The sequence below is a fragment of the Accumulibacter sp. genome (genome assembly GCF_036625195.1).
Taxonomy (GTDB): domain Bacteria; phylum Pseudomonadota; class Gammaproteobacteria; order Burkholderiales; family Rhodocyclaceae; genus Accumulibacter.
The window spans coordinates 4,855,579-4,875,936 of the sequence record NZ_JAZKUG010000001.1; the positions used below are offsets into that span (position 1 = coordinate 4,855,579).

The 20,358-nt window shown below is 67.8% G+C and carries 7 protein-coding genes; 2 read left to right on the forward strand and 5 right to left on the reverse strand.

Features of this window, described 5'->3' with window-relative positions; genetic code table 11:
• Nucleotides 1-68: 68 nt before the first annotated feature.
• On the reverse strand, nucleotides 69-7,076 hold the full coding sequence (locus V5B60_RS20685) for a hypothetical protein (RefSeq protein ID WP_332349823.1): 7,008 nt from the start codon (nucleotides 7,074-7,076) through the stop codon (nucleotides 69-71).
• A gap of 1,234 nt (nucleotides 7,077-8,310) precedes the next feature.
• Between V5B60_RS20685 and V5B60_RS20690 the strand changes: the two genes are divergently transcribed.
• Nucleotides 8,311-8,532: a hypothetical protein gene (locus tag V5B60_RS20690; RefSeq protein WP_332349825.1), complete on the forward strand. Its 222-nt coding sequence runs from the start codon at nucleotides 8,311-8,313 to the stop codon at nucleotides 8,530-8,532.
• Here the strand turns inward: V5B60_RS20690 and V5B60_RS20695 are convergent.
• Nucleotides 8,525-15,982, reverse strand: coding sequence for a hypothetical protein (locus V5B60_RS20695; protein ID WP_332349827.1), 7,458 nt, complete (start codon nucleotides 15,980-15,982; stop codon nucleotides 8,525-8,527). The two genes, V5B60_RS20690 and V5B60_RS20695, sit on opposite strands and share 8 nt — an antisense overlap.
• A gap of 213 nt (nucleotides 15,983-16,195) precedes the next feature.
• Complete coding sequence (locus V5B60_RS20700; RefSeq protein WP_332349829.1) at nucleotides 16,196-17,890, reverse strand: FG-GAP-like repeat-containing protein; 1,695 nt, start codon at nucleotides 17,888-17,890, stop codon at nucleotides 16,196-16,198.
• Nucleotides 17,891-18,038: 148 nt separating this feature from the next.
• On the opposite strand from V5B60_RS20700, the gene cysC reads away from it, so the two are divergent.
• Entirely contained in the window at nucleotides 18,039-18,647 is a 609-nt protein-coding gene (cysC, locus tag V5B60_RS20705) for an adenylyl-sulfate kinase (protein WP_332349831.1), read from the forward strand.
• A 6-nt stretch (nucleotides 18,648-18,653) separates the two neighbouring features.
• Here cysC and V5B60_RS20710 read toward each other — a convergent pair whose 3' ends face one another.
• Together V5B60_RS20710 and V5B60_RS20715 are read right to left on the reverse strand one after the other, a co-directional pair.
• A complete protein-coding gene (locus tag V5B60_RS20710; RefSeq protein ID WP_332349833.1) occupies nucleotides 18,654-19,742 on the reverse strand; it encodes a TIGR03032 family protein in 1,089 nt (362 codons plus the stop codon).
• Entirely contained in the window at nucleotides 19,739-20,350 is a 612-nt protein-coding gene (locus V5B60_RS20715; protein ID WP_332349835.1) for a hypothetical protein, read from the reverse strand. The genes V5B60_RS20710 and V5B60_RS20715 overlap by 4 nt, the downstream gene beginning before the upstream one ends.
• Between the last annotated feature and the right edge of the window lie 8 nt (nucleotides 20,351-20,358).

Genomic DNA, 20,358 nt, shown 5'->3' on the forward strand with positions numbered 1-20,358 from the left:
CGGCTTTGCCCGCGGCGCTTTGGCTGGCAGTCACTGCCGCCGGCGAGCGGCGGCAGTGACTGCCGACTTCAGGTGACGAGGAAGTCGAGGTGGCTCAGGGCGAGGCCACTGGCGAGCGTGGCGACCTGCACCGGGCCGGCGCCGGTGTTGCCATTCGCGTCGTAGTAGAGCGCGCCGCTGGTGGTGTCGTAGATGAGGTAGTCGTCGGCGTCGGCGGCGGCGGTGACCCCGGCACCGGAGCGGAACGAGGTGGCGGCCAGCGGGCCGTTCGGCAGCGAGTTGAAGATCGCGTTCTCTAGTTCGATCGTGTCGTCGAGGACGTTGAGGTCGCTGATCGTGTCGCGGTTGGTCGCGGCGTTCGGCAGCATGTCGAAGCGGAAGGTGTCGGCGCCGAGGCCGCCGCTGAGGGTGTCGTTGCCGGTGCCGCCGCTGAGGACGTTGGCGCCACCGTCGCCGCTGAGGGTGTCGGCGTAGGCCGAGCCGACGAGGTTGTCGATCGCCACCAGCGTGTCGCTGCCGGAGCCGCCGGTCGCGGTGCCGGTGGCGAGGCTGGCGGTGACGCCGCTGCTGGCGCCGTAGAGGTAGCTTACGGTGTCGTTGCCACCGGCACCGTCGAAGAGGTTGTTGCCGACGCCGGCGTAGAGGAGGTTGGCGAGGGCGTTGCCGCTGAGGCTCGCTGCGCCGGTGGCGAGGATGCGGCCGTTCTCGACGTTGGCGCCGAGGGTGTAGGCGGCGAGCGAGCTGAAGACCTGGTCGATGCCGCCGGTGGTGGCGTTGGCGTTGGTCTCGGTGACGCTGTCGCCGGCGTGGTCGACGTAGTAGGAGTCGTTGCCGTCACCACCGACCAGGCTGTCGGCACCAGTACCGCCCCAGAGGGTGTCGTTGCCGGCGCCGCCGTCGAGGCTGTCGTTGCCGGCGTTGCCATTGAGGAAGTCGTTGCCCTGGGCGCCGTTGAGGCGGTTGGCGTTGCCGTCGCCGGTGAGGGTGTCGTCGTAGGTGGAGCCGCTGAGGTTCTCGATGCCGGCGAGGGTGTCGCTGCCGGAGCCGCCGGTGGCCTGTGCGCCGCTGAGGGCCAAGCTGACGCTGACGCCGCTGCCGCTGACGGCGTAGAGGTAGCTGACGGTGTCGCTGCCGCCGGCGCCGTCGAGGAGGTTGTTGCCGGTGCCGGCGTCGAGGAGGTTGTCGAGGGTGTTGCCGCTGAGGTTGGCGGCGCCCGTGGCAAGGATGCGGCCGTTCTCGACGTGGGCGCCGAGGGTGGTGCTGGCAAGGTAGCTGAGGACCTGGTCGGTGCCGCCGGTTGCCGGGTTGGCGTTGCTTTCGGTGACGCTGTCGCCGGCGTCGTCGAGGTAGTAGAAGTCGGAGCCGTCACCACCGACCAGGCTGTCGGCACCAGTGCCGCCCCAGAGGCGGTCGTTGCCGGTGCCGCCGTCGAGGGTGTCGTTGCCGGCACCGCCATTGAGGAAGTCGTTGCCTTGCGCGCCGCTGAGGCGGTTGGCGTTGGCGTCGCCGGTAAGGGTGTCGTCGTAGATGGAGCCGCTGAGGTTCTCGATTCCGGCGAGGGTGTCGCTGCTCGAGCCGCCGGTGGCCTGCGCGCCGGCAATGGCGAGGCTGACGCTGACGCCGCTGCCGCTGACGGCGTAGAGGTAGCTGACGGTGTCGTTGCCGCCGGCGCCGTCGAGGAGGTTGTTGCCGGTGCCGGCTTCGAGGAGGTTGTTGAGGCCGTTGCCGGTGAGGCTGGCGGCGCCGCTCGAGAGGATGCGGCCGTTCTCGACGTGGGTGGTGAGCGTAAAGGCGGCCAGGGTGCTGAAGACCTGATCGGTACCGCCCGTTGCGGGGTTGGCGTTGGTCTCGGTGACACTGTCGCCGACCTGGTCGACGTGGTAGAGGTCGGAACCGTCGCCGCCGATCAGGCTGTCTGCGCCAAGGCCACCGTCGAGGGTATCGTCGCCGGCACCACCGGCCAGGGTGTCGTTGCCGTTGGCGCCTTCGAGCCGGTTGGCGTTGCCGTCGCCGGTCAGCGTGTCGGCGTGGATCGAGCCGCTGAGGTTCTCGATGCCGACCAGGGTGTCACTGCCGGAGCCGCCGGTGGCCTGTGCGCCGGCAAGGGCGAGACTGACGCTGACGCCGCTGCTGACGCCGTAGAGGTAGCTCGCGGTGTCGTTGCCGCCGGCACCGTCAAGCAGGTTGTTGCCGGTGCCGCCGTACAGGCGGTTGTCGAGGTCGTTGCCGGTCAGGCTGGCAACACCGCTGGCGAGGATGCGGCCATTTTCGATGTGGGCGCCGAGGATGTAGGCGGCCAGCGAACTGAAGACCTGGTCGGTGCCGCCGGTTGTGGAATCGGCGTTGCTTTCGCTGACGCTGTCGCCAGTGTGGTCAACGTAGTAGAAGTCGGAACCATCACCGCCGAGCAGGCTGTCGGCGCCGGTGCCGCCCCAGAGGCGGTCGTTGCCGGCGCCGCCGTCGAGGGTGTCGTTGCCGGCGCCGCCGTCGAGCGAGTCGTTACCGGAGAGGCCTTCGAGCCGATTGGCGTTGCCGTCGCCGGTGAGGGTGTCCACGTAGACGGAACCGATGAGGTTCTCGATCCCGACGAGGGTGTCGCTGCCCGATCCGCCGGTCACCTGCGCGCCGGTGACGGCGAGGCTGAGGCTGACGCCGCTGCCACTGACGGCGTTGAGGTAGCTGACGGTGTCGCTGCCGCCGCCTCCGTCCAGGAGGTTGTCGCCGGTTCCGGCGTCGAGGAGGTTGTCGAGGCTGTTGCCGGCGAGGTTCGCTGCGCCCGCAGCGAGGATGCGGCCGTTTTCGACGTGGGCACCGAGGGTGTAGGCGGCTAGGGTGCTGAAGACCTGGTCGGTGCCGCCGCTGGCGGGGTTGTCGTTCGTTTCCGTGACGCTGTCGCCAGCGTGGTCGAGGTAGTAGGAGTCGGAGCCGTCGCCACCGACCAGGCTGTCGGCACCGCTGCCGCCCCAGAGGCGGTCGTTGCCGGCGCCGCCGACGAGGGTGTCGTCACCGGCCCCGCCGTCGAGCGTGTCATCGCCACCACCACCGACCAGGATGTCGTTGTCACCGGCGCCTTCGAGCCGGTTGGAATTGCCGTCGCCGCTGAGCACGTCGGCGTAGTTCGAGCCGGCGAGGTTCTCGATGGCGACGAGGGTGTCACTGCCGGAGCCGCCCGTCGTCTGTGCGCCACTGACGCCGAGGTGTACCCTGACGCCGCTGCTGCCGCCGTAGAGGTAGCTCGCGGTGTCGTTGCCGCCAGCGCCGTCGAGGAGGTTGTTGCCGCTGCCGGCGTAAAGGAGGTTGTCGAGGTCGTTGCCAGTCAGGCTGGCGGCGCTGCTGGCGAGGATGCGGCCGTTCTCGATCCAGGCGACGAGCGTGTAGGCGCTGAGGGAGCTGTAGACCTGGTCGATGCCGCCCGTTGAGGGATCGCTACTCGTCTCGCTGACGCTGTCGCCGGCGTTGTCGACGTAGTAGCGGTCCGAGCCATCGCCACCGAGGAGGCTGTCGGCGCCGGCGCCGCCCCACAGGGTATCGTCGCCGGTACCGCCAGTGAGGCTGTCGTCGCCGGCGCCGCCGTCGAGGAAGTCATTGCCCTGGGCGCCGTCGAGCCGGTTGGCGTGGCCATCGCCGCTCAGCGTGTCGGCGTAGGCGGAGCCATCGAGGCTCTCGATGCCGCTGAAGGCATCGGCGCCCGAGCCCCCGCTGGCGATTCCGGTGATGAGACTTGCGACGACGCCGCTGGCACCGTTGACGCCGTAGGCCCAGGAAAGAGTGTCGCTGCCGGCATCGCCGGCGATGACGTTGTCGCCTGCACCTGCGTAAAGCTGGTTGTCAAGACCGTTGCCGGAGAGGCTGGCCGTGCTGGCCGCACGGATGCGGCCGTTCTCGACATGGACCGGCAGCGTGTAGTGCTGCAGATAGCTGTGGACGTCGTCGCTGCCGCCCGTTTCCGGATCGGCGTTGGTCTCGGTCACCACGTCGCCAGCGCTGTCAACGTAGTAGGTGTCGTTGCCGTCACCGCCGGCAAGGGTGTCGGCACCGGCACCGCCGTTGAGCGTGTCGTTCCCCGCTCCTCCCTGCAGGAAGTTGGCGTTGCCATCGCCGGTGAGGCTGTCGTCGTCCGTTGAGCCGATCAGGTGTTCGATACCGGTGAAGCGGTCGCTGCCCGAGCCGCCGCTGGCGATACCGGTGACGAGACTGGCGCTGACGCCGCCGGCACCGATGACGCCATGGGCCCATGAAAGGGTATCGCTGCCGGCATCGCCGGCGATGAGGTTGTCGCCAACGCCGGCGTCAAGGAGGTTGTCGAGGCGGTTGCCGGTGAGGTTGGCGGCACCGCCTGCGACGATCCGGCCGTTCTCGACGTGGTCCGGCAGCGTGTAAGCAGCCAGCATGCTGAGAACGAGGTCACTGCCGCCGCTCGCGGTGACGGCGTTGCTTTCGATCACCTGATCACCGGCGTCGTCGACACCGTAGATGTCGGAGCCGTCGCCGCCGATCAGCGTGTCGGCTCCGCCTTCGCCGAACAGCCGGTTGGCGGCAACGTTTCCACGCAACTGGTTGGCACTGTCGTTCCCCATGCCGTCAATCGCATCCAGACCCTGGAGATCGAGGTGCTCGACGCCATCAGGGAGTTCGAACGAGACCGAGCTTTCGACGCGGTCCGTTCCCCCGAGGTCAACGACGACGTCCCCCCGGTCATCGACGATGAACGTTTCGTTCCCTTGCGCGCCGATCATCAGGTCTTTGCCTGACCCGCCATCGAGCACGATGGTCTCGGTCAGGTTCGCGACCCCATATGCGGGTTCGACGATCAGCGTGTCGTTCCCGTCACCGCCACTGATCGCCTTGTCGCCCCGACCGGCGAAGATCGTGTCGCCGCCGCTCGTGCCGATGACCGTCATCTCCCCGTCGCCAGCGTCCGCGTAGTCCGATCCGCCGTCGACCGTGAAGACCGTTGTCCCGGGAGCCGGACGTTGTACGGTCGGCGACGCACCGGCTGACATCGACTGCATGCTTTGCGGCCCTGAAGACCCAGCCACCTGGACGGTGGCTGGCACGTTCTCCCAGCCTTGCGGCCCTGAAAAAACAGCTTCCTCGATCGAGTACAGCGTGCCCAGCACCTGCCCGCTCCCGTCCCGAACGTCGATTCGACCGTCGGGCTGTCGCGTGGCGGTGTCTCCGCTCAAGATGGTCGCGAAGTCCCAGCCTGCTCCGCCGTCGATGACGAGGCTCGCCGCGTCGTTCAGGAAGACACAACGGTCGTTCCCCTTGCCCCCCAGGATGAAGCGATCCCCTCGCCCGTAACCCAAAGCATCGTCGTTATCGGTTCCCGTCGCGAGCTGAAGTTTTTTTTGGTCGGGCCTGTCACCGTCACCTTGCCATACCTCACCGCTCCGCAGACTCGCGGCCAACGAACTGCGGCTGAAGCCCGTCGTGAGATCGGCCGCGGCCTCCAGCAGGAAGTTCACGTCCTGCCCGTAAGCATCCTTGAAGTGTTCGCCCCACGGGGTGGACGCGAGTGCGGTCCGGATGATGACCTGCGTGCCTCCCCGTGTGTCGTGACTGCCGCCAAACAGGCTCAGGAGAGCGCTTGTATTAGCCCAGTTGGCTATATCGCCTCGGTGCACAAAATTGACGACCTTGCCAGTCACCGGCCCTGCAGTCCCGGAGTCGCCGCCAATCGAACCGAACGTATAGCCGTGGATCTTGTTGCCCACGAGCGGGCCCAATTCCGCAACCAGGTGCTGCACCATGGCCCCGCCCAGGCTGTGCCCGGAGACCAGCACCTGGTCGATTCTCGCCCCTTCCTCTGCCAGATAGGTCTTGAGCGCGTCGACCAGCGGCCGGTGCTTCTCATAGAAAGGCTTTAGATCATCACTTCCCTTGACCAGGACATGCTTCACGTCATAGACCCAGTCGAACACGTCGGCACCCGATCCCTTGAAGCTGATCGAGAGCGTCTTCTGTCCGTTCACGTTCACCAGGCCCGACCAGACGGTAGCGGTCGTATCGTTGATGAAAATGTAGCCCTTCAGCGCCTTCTCCTCATAGACACCTGCAGCGAACAGATACTGTCCCACGTCCTGGCCGTGTAGGTTCCAACCGCTCGGCTGCATCCCAAGCTCGATCGCCGCAACAGGGTGCCAATTGCGCGGCGTCCCGGCCGCGTCGTCAAAGACCCCGACGCGGGGTTGCGCTGCATAGACGTCGATCATCTGGCGCGCCATTTCTGAGATGGTGTTGGCCCCTTCGAGGACTACGACGTTGGCAATCGGCGCCTGGTAGACGGCCTTTTCGATTTCCTGTGTCGACAGCGTGACGTCCGGCAGCGAACTGCCCGCGCGGCGGGCCATGGTGGTGGTGGTGGTGGCTTCCCAAGAGCCGCTGGATGGGATGTCCACCCGGACGCGGTAGTCGGCGGCAGCCCCGGCGAGTTCCAAACGATCCTTGCCGCTGCCGCCATTGAGCACATGTGTGGTGCCGTCGATCTGCTTCGTCGGGTCACCTGCGGCAAACCGGTCGTCGCCGACGCCACCGTAAAGCTCGTCGGCCTCGGACTCGTAGTAGAGCCTGTCGTTGCCGGCTCCTCCGTAGAGTTTGTCCTTGCCAGCGCCACCAGTCAGGCTGTCGTCGCCATCGAGGCCGTTCAACTGGTCGTCGCCGCCCAGTCCCAGCAGGACATTCGCGAGATTGTTGCCGGTCAGCCGATTGGCCAGCGCATTGCCGGTGAGGTTCACGCCGGCGGTGGCGTTGTCAATGATCGCGTCGTTGACGTTCGGCGGGAGAACGAAGGTGCCCGCCGACGACAAGCGCACGCGCACCGTGTCATTCCCCTCGTCCGCCGCCTCGACGATCTGGTCGCCGAGACGATCGACGACGTAGTAGTCGTCGCCGGCTCCCCCCACCAGCAGGTCAGCCTCCGTGCCGCCCTCGAGGGTGTCGTTGCCGTTCCCGCCCCGCAGGGTGTCGACACCCGCTCCGCCATAGACCGCGTCGTTGCCTTCACCCACATCGACCCAATCGTCCCCACCGAGCGCATCAAAGTCGTTGTTCAGCGCGCTGTTCCAGATCCCCATGCTAGCCGGGAATTGAGCGTCGTCGCCGGGATAGTGGTCGGCGTCTTCGGTAAACCCGAATGGTCCGACCGGGGACCAACTCAGTGTGATTTTGGACTCATCTGAGTATGCCTCTCGCTGCCACTCCCCCCAGGGGAAAGTGCGCGTAAAGGCATACTCAAACTTGCGGGTCAGACTTTCGAGGTCAAAAGTCTCCTTCATATACTCATACTCGTATGTGACCGGGCTGGCGCCCCACTGCGGCGGCGGCGTAAACACCTGTCGAGAAGGAGCCAGGACCTCGGAGGTCGTCAACTCTCCCTCAGCCGACAACGAAGAGGTGTATAGGGACTCGAATCCAGGAATGTTGAGGGACGCCCGAGCTTTTTCAGAGGTAGTGATGGGCACCCAGGACCCATTTCCGTAGTACAGAGAAAATGGCGGCCAGTGAATCTGCCCCATGCCGAGCCATGCGTAAGGCCGTTCGGAAATCCCACCCCTAATCACCGCGCCTCCCGGGTCGACCTGGAGGCTGCGCCAAATCGTTGGCCCCGTGAGCTGGATTACCGCCTGCTTATCAACAGTGCTGATCGACATTGCACACCTCTTCTTCGGAACCACGAGACCAGGAGGAAACGACAGGAAATCACACGGTCTCAGCGAGGGTATAGCGATCTCCAGGGGGTGTCAATGATCAGGTCGGTACTCCAGGGTGACTTTGTCCGCTCGGAGCATCCACAGTGAATCAACCGGCGCTGATGCATTGATTGGTCATCATACCGGGTGTAGCCGGGTCTGGCTGTCGGCGGAGAGCAGTGATGGCGCTGCGCTACGGCCAAGGCCGGACACTGGCGAGGCGGGGGTGAAGCAGCGGTATCGCGTGGCGAAGTGGTCGCAGTAGGATTATTGGGGTGGTCAAACGGGGCAACCCGACGGTGTGGTGCGACGACGCGAGTATCCGCGAGCAGTGAACGCCGGCGCCCGAGGGACGAGGCAAACCAGGGTTGTATGAAGTGGACCACGATCCAGCCCTGTGGCTGACGATCAAGAAGGAGTTGCAGTGACCTCACCGCGCCAAGGGCCAAGGAAGGGATCGTGGATTCGCTGCTGCGGCGGCGCCAACTCGATCCGCCGGCGCCACACCAGACCGATAGGTCGCGACGGGCCACCCAGCCTGCGGCGAAGACTCATCGTCGGTCACGGAACGGTCTGGGGTGACGAGAGTGGGTCGCATCGCACGAGCAGCGCGGAGAACATGAGGTCCCGGCGCAAGCAACTCGGCGACAGCCTGTACTCGCCCGCCCTCGAACGGCAGGTTCGCGCAGCACACGTAGAAGAGCTGCCGTGTTCATGGCTCGGCAAGCGGCCGCAGCAGGGCGACGTCGACAGTTCCCGAGAGGCCGGCGACGGCGGTGTGGGGGAGCGAGGATGCCTCTGCCGCCGGGATCCGGCCGCAGAGGCGGCGGACTTCAGGTGATGACGAAGTCGAGGCTGCTCAAGGTGAGCCCGCTGCCGAGGCTGGCGATCTGCACCGCGCCGGCACCGGTGTTGCCGGCGGCGTCGTAGTACAGCGCGCCGCTGCTGCTGTCGTAGATGACGAAGTCGTCAGCGTCGCCAGCGGCGGTGATACCGGGACCTAAGCGGAACGAGCCGGCAGCCAGCGGGCCGTCCGGCAGCGCGGTGAAGATCGCGTTATCGAGTTGGATCGTGTCGTCGAGGACGTTGAAGTCGCCAATCGTGTCGCGGTTGGTCGCGGCGTTGGGCAGGGTGTCGAAGCGGAAGGTGTCGGCGCCGAGGCCGCCCGTCAGGCTGTCGTTGCCGAGGCCGCCGAGCAGGGTGTCGTTGCCGGCACCGCCGGCGAGCGTGTCGTTGCCGTTGCCGCCTTCGAGCCGGTTGGCCAGGCCGTCGCCGGTCAGGGTGTCGGCGTAGGCCGAGCCGATGACGTGCTCGATGCCGGTGAGGGTGTCGCTGCCGGAGCCGCCGGTGGCCTGCGCGCCAAGGATGGCGAGGCTGACGTTGACGCCGCTGCTGGCGCCGTAGAGGTAGCTGGCGGTGTCGTTGCCGCCAGCACCGTCCAGGAGGTTGTTACCAGCACCAGCGTAGAGGAGGTTGGCGAGGGCGTTGCCGTTCAGGCTCGCGGCGCCGGTGGCGAGGATGCGGCCGTTCTCGACGTTCGCGCCGAGGGTGTAGGCGGCGATGGAACTGTAGACGAGGTCGATGCCGCCCGTGGTGGGATTGGCGTTGCTCTCGCTGACGCTGTCGCCGGCGTGGTCGACATAGTAGAGGTCGGCGCCGTCGCCACCGCTCAGGCTGTCGGCACCGGTGCCGCCCCAGAGGGTGTCGTTGCCGGCGCCGCCGTCAAGGGTGTCGTTGCCGGCACCGCCATTGAGGAAGTCGTTGCCTTGCGCGCCAGTGAGGCGGTTGGCGTTGCCGTCGCCGGTGAGGGTGTCGTCGTAGGTGGAGCCGCTGAGGTTCTCGATGCCGGCGAGGGTGTCGCTGCCGGAGCCGCCGGTCGCCTGTGCGCCGGCAAGGGCGAGGCTGACGCTGACGCCGCTGCTGGCGCCGTAGAGGTAGCTGACGGTGTCGTTGCCGCCGGCGCCGTCGAGGAGGTTGGCGCCAGTGCCGGCGTCGAGGAGGTTGTCGAGGGCGTTGCCGGTGAGGTTGGCGGCTCCGGTGGTGAGGATGCGGCCGTTCTCGATGTGGGCGCCGAGGGTGGTGCTGGCGAGGTAGCTGAGGACTTGGTCGGTGCCGCCGGTGGCGGGGTTGGCGTTGGTCTCGCTGACGCTGTCGCCGGCGTCGTCGAGGTAGTAGAAGTCGGAGCCGTCACCACCGATCAGGCTGTCGGCACCAGTGCCGCCCCAGAGGCGGTCGTTGCCGGAGCCACCGTCGAGGGTGTCGTTGCCGGCACCGCCGTTGAGGAAGTCGTTGCCCTGCGCGCCGTTGAGGCGGTTGGCGTTGCCGTCGCCGGTGAGGGTGTCGTCGTAGGTGGAGCCAGTGAGGTTCTCGATGCCGGCGAGGGTGTCGCTGCCGGAGCCGCCGGTCGCTTGCGCGCCGGCAAGGGCGAGGCTGACGCTGACGCCGCTGCCGCTGACGGCGTAGAGGTAGCTGACGGTGTCGTTGCCGCCGGCGCCGTCGAGGAGGTTGGCGCCGGTGCCGGCGTCGAGGAGGTTGTCGAGGGCGTTGCCGGTGAGGTTGGCGGCGCCGGTGGCGAGGATGCGGCCGTTCTCGATGTGAGTGGCGAGGGTGTGGGCGGCGAGGTAGCTGAAGACCTGGTCGGTGCCGCCGGTGGCGGGGTTGGCGTTGGTCTCGCTGACGCTGTCGCCGGTGTGGTCGACGTAATAGGAGTCGGAGCCGTCACCGCCGATCAGGCTGTCAGCACCGGTGCCGCCCCACAGGCGGTCGTTGCCGGCGCCGCCGTCGAGGGTGTCGTTGCCGGCACCGCCATCGAGGAAGTCGTTGCCACCGGCGCCGCTGAGGACATTGGCGTTGCCGTCGCCGCGCAGGGTGTCGTCGTAGGTCGATCCGCCGAGGTTCTCGATGGCGATCAGGGTGTCGCTGCCGGAGCCGCCGGTGGCCTGCGCCCCAGCGATGGCGAGGCTGACGCTGACGCCGCTGCTGGCGCCGTAGAGGTAGCTGACGCTGTCGTTGCCGCCGGCGCCGTCGAGGAGGTTGTTGCCGGAGCCGGCTTCGAGGAGGTTGTCGAGGTTGTTGCCGGCGAGGTTCGCGGCACCGGTGGCGAGGATGCGGCCGTTCTCGACATGGGCGCCGAGGGTGTAGGCGGCCAGGGCAGTGAAGACGTGGTCGGTGCCGCCGGTTGCGGGGTCGGCGTTGGTCTCGTTGACGCTGTCGGCAGTGTGGTCGACGTGGTAGAGGTCGGAACCGTCGCCACCGGTCAGGCTGTCGGCACCAAGGCCCCCGTCGAGGGTGTCGTCGCCGGCGCCACCGGCCAGGGTGTCGTTGCCGTTGGCGCCTTCGAGCCGGTTGGCGTTGCCGTCGCCGGTCAGCGTATCGGCGTGGATCGAGCCGCTGAGGTTCTCGATGGCGACCAGGGTGTCGCTGCCGGAACCGCCGGTCGCCTGCGCGCCGGCAATGGCGAGGCTGACGCTGACGCCGCTGCTGACACCATAGAGGTAGCTGACGGTGTCGTTGCCGCCGGCGCCGTCAAGCAGGTTGTTGCCGCTGCCGCCGTAGAGGAGATTGTCGAGGTCGTTGCCGGTGAGGCTGGCGATGCCGCTGGCGAGGATGCGGCCATGCTCGATGTGGGCGCCGAGCGTGTAGGTGGCAAGCGAGCTGAAGACCTGGTCGGTGCCGCCGGTGACGGGGTTAGCGTTGGTCTCCGTGACGCTGTCGCCGGCATGGTCGATGTAGTACTGGTCGGAGCCGTCACCACCAACCAGGCTGTCGGCACCGGTACCGCCCCAGAGGCGGTCGTTGCCTTCGCCACCGTCGAGGGTGTCGGCGCCGGCACCGCCGTCGAGCTGGTCGTTTCCAGGCCCGCCGAGCAGCGCATCCGCCCCACCCCGCCCTTCCAGGATGTCGTCGCCGGCTCCGCCTTCGACCAGGTCATCACCATTGCCAGCGGTGAGCACATCGTTGCCTGCGGTTCCGGTCAGGGCGAGACCGACTTCATCGTGGATCACGAGCTGCGCCGCAGCGCTGCGGCTGTTGAACAGCGCGTAGGTCTGGCCGCTGTGGATCACCGTGCCGGCGTTGGTCCACTCGGCTGCTTCCGGGAGCGAGAGCAGGTCGCCGCGGTTGCCAAGCACGAGCAACTGGTGGCGTTGCTCCGGGTTGGCGCCGCTGGCGCCGCCGGCGGCGAGGTTGTAGCTTCCGTCGGCCCAGCCGGTGGCGTTGTTGAAGCTGTTCAGGCCGGCTAGATCAAGGAGGTCCTTGACGCCGAGGATCAGGGTGTTGTTGCCGCTGCCGGTGAGGTCGATGCGTTCGATGGATTCGAGGCGCGAGGCGCTGCCGGGGGTGCTGGCACCCTGGTTGGCGATACGGGTGAGATCCAGGGTGAGGCCGCTGCCGGTCAGCGCCAGGGTGTCGCTGCCGCTGCCGCCGTCGATGCGGGCGTAGTTGCCGTCGGTGACGCCGGCGCTCAGGGCGGCGATGTCGCTGGCGTTGACCTCGAAGCGGTCGTCGCCGGCTCCGCCGTAGAGGACATCGGCGCCGCCGTTGCCGGTCAGGGTGTCGTTGCCGGCCCCGGCGACCAGGGTTTCGGCGGATGAGGTGCCGGTGAGGGTGTCGGCGGCGCTGCTGCCGAGCTGGTCGACGGCGGTCTGCGCGAAGGCGCCGGTGGTGCTGCCGAAGATGACGTAGCTGCGGCCGGCGTCGGTGCCGCTGGCGGGGTCGCTAGCGAAAGCCCCGACGATCAGGTCGGCCAGGCCGTCGCCATTGACGTCGCCGGCCGACGATACGCTGAAGCCGCTGCGGTCACCAGCGCACTGGCCGTTGATGACAAAGCCGCCGACGCCCGCGGCGACGGCCGAGAGATCGACCGCAGTGCTCGCCGTCTTGCCGAAGACCACGTAGCTGCGGCCGGCTTCGGACCCGCTGGCGGGGTCACTGCCATTCGCCCCGACGATCAGGTCGGCCAGGCCGTCGCCATTGACGTCGCCGGCCGACGACACGCTCTCGCCGCTGTAGTCATAAGCGCACTGGCCGTTGATCGAAAAACCGCCGACGCCGGCGGCGATCGTCGCGAGATCGATGGCGGTGGTGGCCGTCCTGCCGAAGACGACGTAGCTGCGCCCGGCTTGGGAACCGCTGGCGGGGTCGCTGAGATGCGCCCCGACGATCAGGTCGGCCAGGCCGTCGCCATTGACGTCGCCGGCCGACACGACGCTGTTGCCGCTCTCGTCATAAGCGCACTGGCCGTTGATGACAAAACCGCCGACACCGGCGGCGATCACCGAGAGATCGATGGCACTGCCCGCCGTCCGGCCGAAGACGACGTAGCTGCGCCCGGCATAGGAAGCGCCGGCGGGGTCGCCGCCGAACGCCCCGACGATCAGGTCGGCCAGGCCGTCGCCATTGACGTCGCCGGCCGACGCGACGCTGAAGCCGCTGAAGTCACTCGCGCCCTGGCCGTTGATCACAAACCCGCTGACACCGGCGGCGATCGCCGAGAGATCGATGGCGCTGCCCGCCGTCTGGCCGAAGACCACGTAGCTGTGCCCGGCTTCGGACCCGCTGGCGGGGTCGCTGCCTTGCGCCCCGACGATCAGGTCGGCCAGGCCGTCGCCATTGACGTCGCCGGCCGACGCGACGCTCCAGCCGCTGCGGTCACCGGCGCACTGACCGTTGATGACAAATCCGCCGACACCGGCGGCGATCGCCGAGAGATCGACGGCGGTGCTCGCCGTCCGACCGAAGACGACGTAGCTGCGCCCGGCGTTGGAACCGCTGGCGGGGTCGCTGCGATCCGCCCCGACGATCAGGTCGGCCAGACCGTCGCCATTGACGTCGCCGACCGACGCGACGCTGAAGCCGCTGTAGTCATTGGCGCACTGGCCGTCGATCGCAAAACCGCCGACACCGGCGGCGATCGCCGAGAGATCGACGGCGCTGCCCGCCGTCTGGCCGAAGACGACGTAGCTGCGCCCGGCATTAGTGCCGCTGGCGGGGTCGCTGTTCATCGCCCCGACGATCAGGTCGGCCAGACCGTCGCCATTGACGTCGCCGGCCGACGACACGCTGCGGCCGCTCCAGTCATTGGCGCACTGCCCGTTGATGACAAAACCGCCGACTCCGGCGGCGATCGCGGAAAGGTCCACTGATGGACCCTGAATGTTGCGCGTCACGCTGACATCCACCAGCAGTTGGGCGGCGACGCGGTTGCCCTGGTAGACGGCATAGGTGTGCCCGCCATTGCTGACCGTGGTGCCGCTGTTGGTCCAGATATCGCCGGTGGTGATGCTGTCGCCGGCGTTGCCGTCGATCACGAGCTGGTGCTGCGGCACCGTGGCGCCGAGGCCGCTCCAGCCGTTGCCGGCGTTGAAGTTGTTGAGGCCGGCGAGATCGACGACATCGCGAGCGCTGAGCACCACTGCGTTGTTGCCGCTGCCGGTGAGGTCGATACGTTCGATCGATTCGAGGCGTGAGGCGCTCGAGGGGGCGGCGCCGCCCTGGTTGGCGATACTGGTGAGATCCAGCGTCAGGCCGCTGCCGGTCAGGGCCAGGGTGTCGAGGCCGCTGCCGCCGTCGATGCGGGCGTAGTTGCCGTTGCTGACGCCGCTGCTCAGGGCGGCGAGGTTGCTGGCGTTGAGCACGAAGCGGTCGTCGCCGGCGCCGCCGTAGAGGACATCGGCACCGCCGTTGCCGATCAGGGTGTCGTTACCGGCCCCGGCGACCAGGGTTTCGGCGGCGGCGGCGGTGCCGGTCAGGGTGTCGGCACCGCCGGTGCCGAGCTGGTCGACGGCGGTCTGCGCGAAAGCGCCGGTGGTGCTGCCGAAGATGACGTAGCTGCGGCCGGCTGAGATGCCTACGGCAGTTCTGGCGAATGGCGCCGAGACGATCAGGTCGGCCAGGCCATCGCCATTGACGTCGCCGGCCGACGCGACGCTGCGGCCGCTCCCGTCAAAAGTGCATTGGCCGTTGATGACAAAACCACCGACGCCGGCGGCGATCGCCGAGAGATCGATGGCGGTGGTGGCCGTCCGGCCGAAGACGACGTAGCTGCGCCCGGCGTTGGTGCCGCTGGAAGGATCGCTGGCTGACGCCCCGACGATCAGGTCGGCCAGGCCATCGCCATTGACATCGCCGGCCGAAGCGACGCTGATGCCGCTGAAGTCATCAGCGCACTGGCCGTTGATGACAAATCCGCCGACGCCGACGGCGATCGCCGAGAGATCGACGGCGGTGGTGGCCGTCCGACCGAAGACGACGTAGCTGCGCCCGGCGTCGGTGCCGCTGGCGGGGTCGCTGCCACCCGCCCCGACGATCAGGTCGGCCAGACCGTCGCCATTGACGTCGCCGACCGAAGCGACGCTGCGGCCGCTTCGGTCATTCGCGCACTGGCCGTTGATCACAAAACCGCCGACGCCGGCGGCGATCGCCGAGAGATCGATGGCGGTGGTGGCCGTCCGGCCGAAGACGACGTAGCTGCGCCCGGCTAGGGAACCGCTGGCGGGGTCGCCGAGATCCGCCCCGACGATCAGGTCGCCCAGGCCGTCGCCATTGACGTCGCCGGCCGAAGCGACGCTGATGCCGCTTTGGTCAAACGCGCACTGGCCGTTGATCACAAAACCGCCGACACCGGCGGCGATCGCCGAGAGATCGACGGCGGTGGTGGCCGTCTGGCCGAAGACGACGTAGCTGCGCCCGGCATAGGAATCGCTGGCAGAGTAGCCGAGATGCTCCCCGACGATCAGGTCGGCCAGGCCGTCGCCATTGACGTCGCCGGCCGAAGCGACGCTGTAGCCGCTGAAGTTACCCCCGCTCTGGCCGTTGATGACAAATCCGCCGACGCCGGCGGCGATCGCCGAGAGATCGATGGCGGTGGTGGCCGTCCGGCCGAAGACGACGTAGCTGCGCCCGGCATTGTAAGTGCTGGCGGGATCGCTGCCAGGCGCCCCGACGATCAGGTCGGCCAGACCGTCGCCATTGACGTCGCCGGCCGAAGCGACGCTGTTGCCGCTGAATTCACCCGCGTGCTGCCCGTTGATCAAAAAACCGCCGACGCCGGCGGCGAACGCCGAGAGATCGATGGCGGTGGTGGCCGTCCGGCCGAAGATCACGTAGCTGCGCCCGGCAGCGGAACCGCTGGCGGAGTCGCCATATCGCGCCCCGACGATCAGGTCGGCCAAGCCATCGCCATTGATGTCGCCCGCACCAGCGACGCTCCAGCCGCTCTGATCCCCGGCGCACTCGCCGTTGATGACGAAGCCGCCAATCCCCGCGGCGATGTCCGATAGTTCGATCCCCATGGCTGCACCTCTCCGAAATCCATTGCCAATCAATCAAGAAACCCTGCCGGAAACCCGGCGCCCTACCCCATCCGTCGCCGGCCAGACCATCGGCCCGCTGGTCGGCCCCCGCCGGTTCCCGGCCCGGGCGCCGCTGGCTGCCCCCGGCCACCCGCACTGACCGACCCACCACCCTCCCCGCCCCCTTGATACTCAGCACCCCGCTGCCGAAATTCAACAGCCACAGCCGGTCGCGTTGTTGAAGCGGTTCATGTCGGTGAGATCGAGGACATCCGCGACTACGAGTCGCAGGATGTTGTTGCCGCTACCCGTGAGGTCGATCCGCTCGATCGCTTCGAGGCGCGACGCGCTGCCGGGGGTGCTGCCACCCTGCTTGGCGATGGCCGTCAGGTCGAGAACGACGGGGCTACCGGACAAAGCGAGCGTGTCGAGCCCGCTGCCACCGTCGAGCCTGGCCAACTGCCCGCCGCTGATGGTGCTGCTCAGCGCAGCGACGTTGCTCGCGTTGATGAAGAAGGTGTCGTCACCGGCACCGCCGTGCAGGACGTCGGCACCACCGTTGCCAATTAACGCGTCGTCGCCGGCGCCGGCGACGAGTGTCTCGCTGGCCGCTGAACCCGTCAGCGTGTCGGCCCCGGCGCTGCCAAACTGGTCGACGGCGGTCTGCGCCAAGACACCGCTGGTGCTGCCGAAGATCACGTAGCTCCAACCGGCAAACGAACCCGCTGCCGGGTCGCCGTAAGGCGCGCCGACGATCAGGTCGGCGAGCCCGTCCCCGTTGATGTCGCCGGCGCCGGCGACGCTCTGGCCGCTGTAATCCCTTGCGCATTGGCCGTTGATCACGAAGCCGCCCGCGCCGGTGGCAATCGTCGACAGCTCTACGCCGCCGCTGTCGGTCCTGCCGAAAACGACATAGCTGTGCCCCGCGCGATTGGAAAACACCGGGCTGCCGTAATCACCGACGATGACGTCGGCGAGGCCGTCGCCGTTGACGTCGCCCGCCGCTGCGACGCTGATGCCGCTGCGCCCGGGATGCTGGCCTTCGATGACGAAGCCACCGCTCCCAGTGGCCAGATCCGTCAGGTTGACGGTTGCGCCTCCTGTCTTGCCGAAGACGACGTAGCTGATACTGCCCGCATAGGTTCCGACGATCAGGTCGGCAAGACCGTCACCATTGAAATCGCCGGCGCCAGAAACGCTGATCCTGTCAGTCGCGTCGCCCGGACCGTCGATGATGAATCCGCCTCCGCCACCAGCAATCGTGGAGAGATCGACGAGGGCGGCGCCGTTTCCACCAAACACAATGTAAGCGCGCCAGCCCCGGTCGAAGAACCCATCCAATGTGGTACCGACGATCAGATCGGACAGTCCATCGCCGTTGACGTCACCGGAACTGGCAACGCTCCACGGGGTCTCAGCCGTCCGCCCCGTGAGCACGAAGCCACCGTTACCAACGGCAATCGTCGAAAGGTCAACGGCAGCCGTATCCGTCTTGCCAAACACGACATAGCTGCGTGCAACGACGCCGAAGGCACCCCACACACCATGCGCGGCCAGTACCAGATCGGCCAGACCATCACCGTTCATGTCACCCGCAGCAGCAACGCTGGAGCCACTATGATTGTTTGCGAGACGGCCATTGATGACAAACCCGCCGGATCCAGCAACGATCGCGGACAGCTCGACGGGAGCGCTGTCGAGCTTGCCGAAGACGACATAGCTACGCCCGGCATCGCTGCCCGCGGCAGGGTCGCTCTCGGGAGCCCCGACGATGAAATCGGCCAAGCCATCGCCGTTGACGTCGCCCGCGCCAGCGACGCTGTAGCCACTTTGGTCACCCGCGCACTCGCCGTTGATGACGAAACCGCCAGTTCCAGCAGCGATGTTCGAAAGTTCGATGGCAGGCATGTAAAATCCCCCGATTCCGGACCGTAGCAAAGTAATCATAGACCAAGCTACCAGGATCTCCACGACCAAATGAGGGACAAGGACAAACCACAACCAACCACCGGCCGCCCTCGCCTGTGGCACCAACGAGTGAGGCTTTGAATAGGCAATGACCCGGGAATCCCGCCCTCATGTCGTCTGGTACACCGGCCACGTTTGCCGTGCCGAGCGCTCAGAGCTCCTTGGACAGGCGCCGCGCACCCTTTGGCTGACCGGTCTGAGTGCCGCTGGCAAATCGACGCTGGCCTTCGCGCTCGAGCGTGCGCTGCATGACCGCGAGCACGCCTGCTACGTGCTCGATGGCGACAACGTTCGCCATGGCCTCAACCGCAACCTCGGGTTCTCGCCGGCAGATCGCAGCGAGAATATCCGGCGGATTGCCGAGGTCGCGCGGCTGATGAACGACGCTGGCCTGATCGTGATCACGGCTTTCATTTCGCCCTATCGCGCTGACCGCAGTGCCGCACGCCAGATCATCGGCGCCGAGAGTTTTCTCGAGGTGTATGTCAGCACGCCGCTGTCCGTGTGCGAAGCACGCGACCCGAAGGGCTTCTACGGTCAGGCGCGACGGGGCGAAGTGGCCGAGTTCACCGGCGTGTCCTCCCCTTACGAGGCGCCCGAGCAGCCCGATCTGAGCATCGACACGGCGCAAGTGTCGCTGGCAGATGCCGTCGATCAACTGGTGCAGTTGCTCACCCGGCCGCCGGCGCCGCGCTGACCGGCGCTACCCCTCGATGCTCAGCACCCGCCGGATCTCGTCGGTCTTGAACCCCAGCGCCATCGGCCGGCGGACGCCGGGCAGCGTGACGACGTCGTAGAGTTCGTCGACGACGCCCTCGAAGCGCAGCCAGTGCACGATGTCGCCGCGGCGCAGGTCGATCACCTGCACGGCGCAGCGCGCCTCGGCGCCGTGCGCCTGCAGGCGGTCGTCGAGCGGCAGGCCGCTGAAGGTCCGGTTGTGGCGCGGCTTCGACAGCCCGACGAGCGCGAAGTCGCCGTGGAACGCGAGGCCGCGCAGGTAGCCGGCACAAAAGGTCACCGGCACGAAGCGGCCGGCGGCGCGGTCCACGTAGCCGAACTCGCCACTGCCGGAGTTCAACAGCCACAGCCGGTCGCGGTACCAGCGCGGCGAATGCGGCATCGACAGGCCGCCGGCGATCACTTCGTCGCTGGCGACGTCGATGACGACGCCGCCGTCGGCACGATGGTCGCGCCAGCCGTCGACGACGTCGGACTGGCTGACCGCCGTGACGTAGGCCGGACGCCCGTCCTGCATCGCCAGGCCGTTCAGGTGGCAGCGATCCTCGGCGGCCAGCCGGCTGCTGAACCGCGGCCGCCACAGCGGCTTGAAGCTGTGCGTCTCGGAGAGCGTCGCCAGGCAGCCAAAGAGGGTGTTGACGAAGACCAGCCGGCCGTCGCCATCGACCGCCAGGTCGTGGATGTCGAGGTCGCCGGTGGTGTAGCCGACCTGCGGTACGTAGAGGCGGTCGTAGCCGTCCTGCTGTTCGCCGGCGGTAAAGACGTTCTCGAAGCGCCAGACCTGGTAGAGACTGCTGAGGTAGAGGCCGTTGGCGGTCGCACACAGCCCCATGCAGCGGTTGAAGCTGCGTTCGAAGATCGACAGTTCGCCTTCGGGCTTGCGGCCGATCAGGAACAGTTTGCCGATCTGGTAGGTGGTGAGCGCGAGCGAGAGCTGCTGTTCGGCGAGCCAGGCGGCGAACTGCCGTGACGTGCTGATGTCGAGCGCCGGTTGCCGGGCTGCGGCCGCGTCGTGCGGATCGGGCAGGCGGGGGTCGTGCGGATCGGGGTTCATCGCGGCTCCGGGGTCACTGGCTGGGAGAATGGCGGCGCCGCTTCGGCGGCGAGTCGGGCGGCGATGGCGACGCAGGCCGCGGCGTCGGTGGCGATCCGGTCGTGCTGTCCGCTGCTGGCGAGGAAGCTCGCGCCGGTGCGGCCGACGAAGTTTTCGCCTGCCAGGGGGACGACCGGAACGCCCATCCAGAGGGCCTGCAGGGTGGTCGTGCCGCCGTTGTACGGGGTCGGTTCGAGGGCGATGTCGGCAAGCGGTGCGTCCGAGCGGGTCGCTCGGTCGGCGGCGGCGAGTGGCGCGTCCACCGAGGAGCCAAGCTTGGCGGCGGCGGGCGCCAAGCGGGGTGGGCCGAGTCGGGCGTCGCCCGTGGCCGGGTCGTGCCGGTCACCGAGTGCCAGAGCGTCGAGCTGGGCGCGTACGCCGGGGTCTCTGCGCAGTCCCTGACGGGCAGCACAGGCGGCCTGCCACGGCAGTTCGTGCCGCTGGTAGTCGCGCGCGAGTGCGAGCCACAGGCCGGCGTCGAGCGGTGTCTGGCGCAGGGCGGCCCAGGGGCTGTCGGCTGCGGCAGCGGGCGCGCCCTCGCCCGCTGCGACCAGGTCAGCGGGGCGCATGGTCGCGC

Excerpts from the sequence above, each read along its gene's own strand:
- V5B60_RS20685 (WP_332349823.1), bottom strand. The coding sequence starts at position 7,076 with ATGGGGATCTGGAACAGCGCGCTGAACAACGACTTTGATGCGCTCGGT.
- V5B60_RS20690 (WP_332349825.1), top strand. The coding sequence starts at position 8,311 with ATGAGGTCCCGGCGCAAGCAACTCGGCGACAGCCTGTACTCGCCCGCC.
- V5B60_RS20695 (WP_332349827.1), bottom strand. The coding sequence starts at position 15,982 with ATGGGGATCGAACTATCGGACATCGCCGCGGGGATTGGCGGCTTCGTC.
- V5B60_RS20700 (WP_332349829.1), bottom strand. The coding sequence starts at position 17,890 with ATGCCTGCCATCGAACTTTCGAACATCGCTGCTGGAACTGGCGGTTTC.
- cysC (WP_332349831.1), top strand. The coding sequence starts at position 18,039 with ATGACCCGGGAATCCCGCCCTCATGTCGTCTGGTACACCGGCCACGTT.
- V5B60_RS20710 (WP_332349833.1), bottom strand. The coding sequence starts at position 19,742 with ATGAACCCCGATCCGCACGACCCCCGCCTGCCCGATCCGCACGACGCG.
- V5B60_RS20715 (WP_332349835.1), bottom strand. The coding sequence starts at position 20,350 with ATGCGCCCCGCTGACCTGGTCGCAGCGGGCGAGGGCGCGCCCGCTGCC.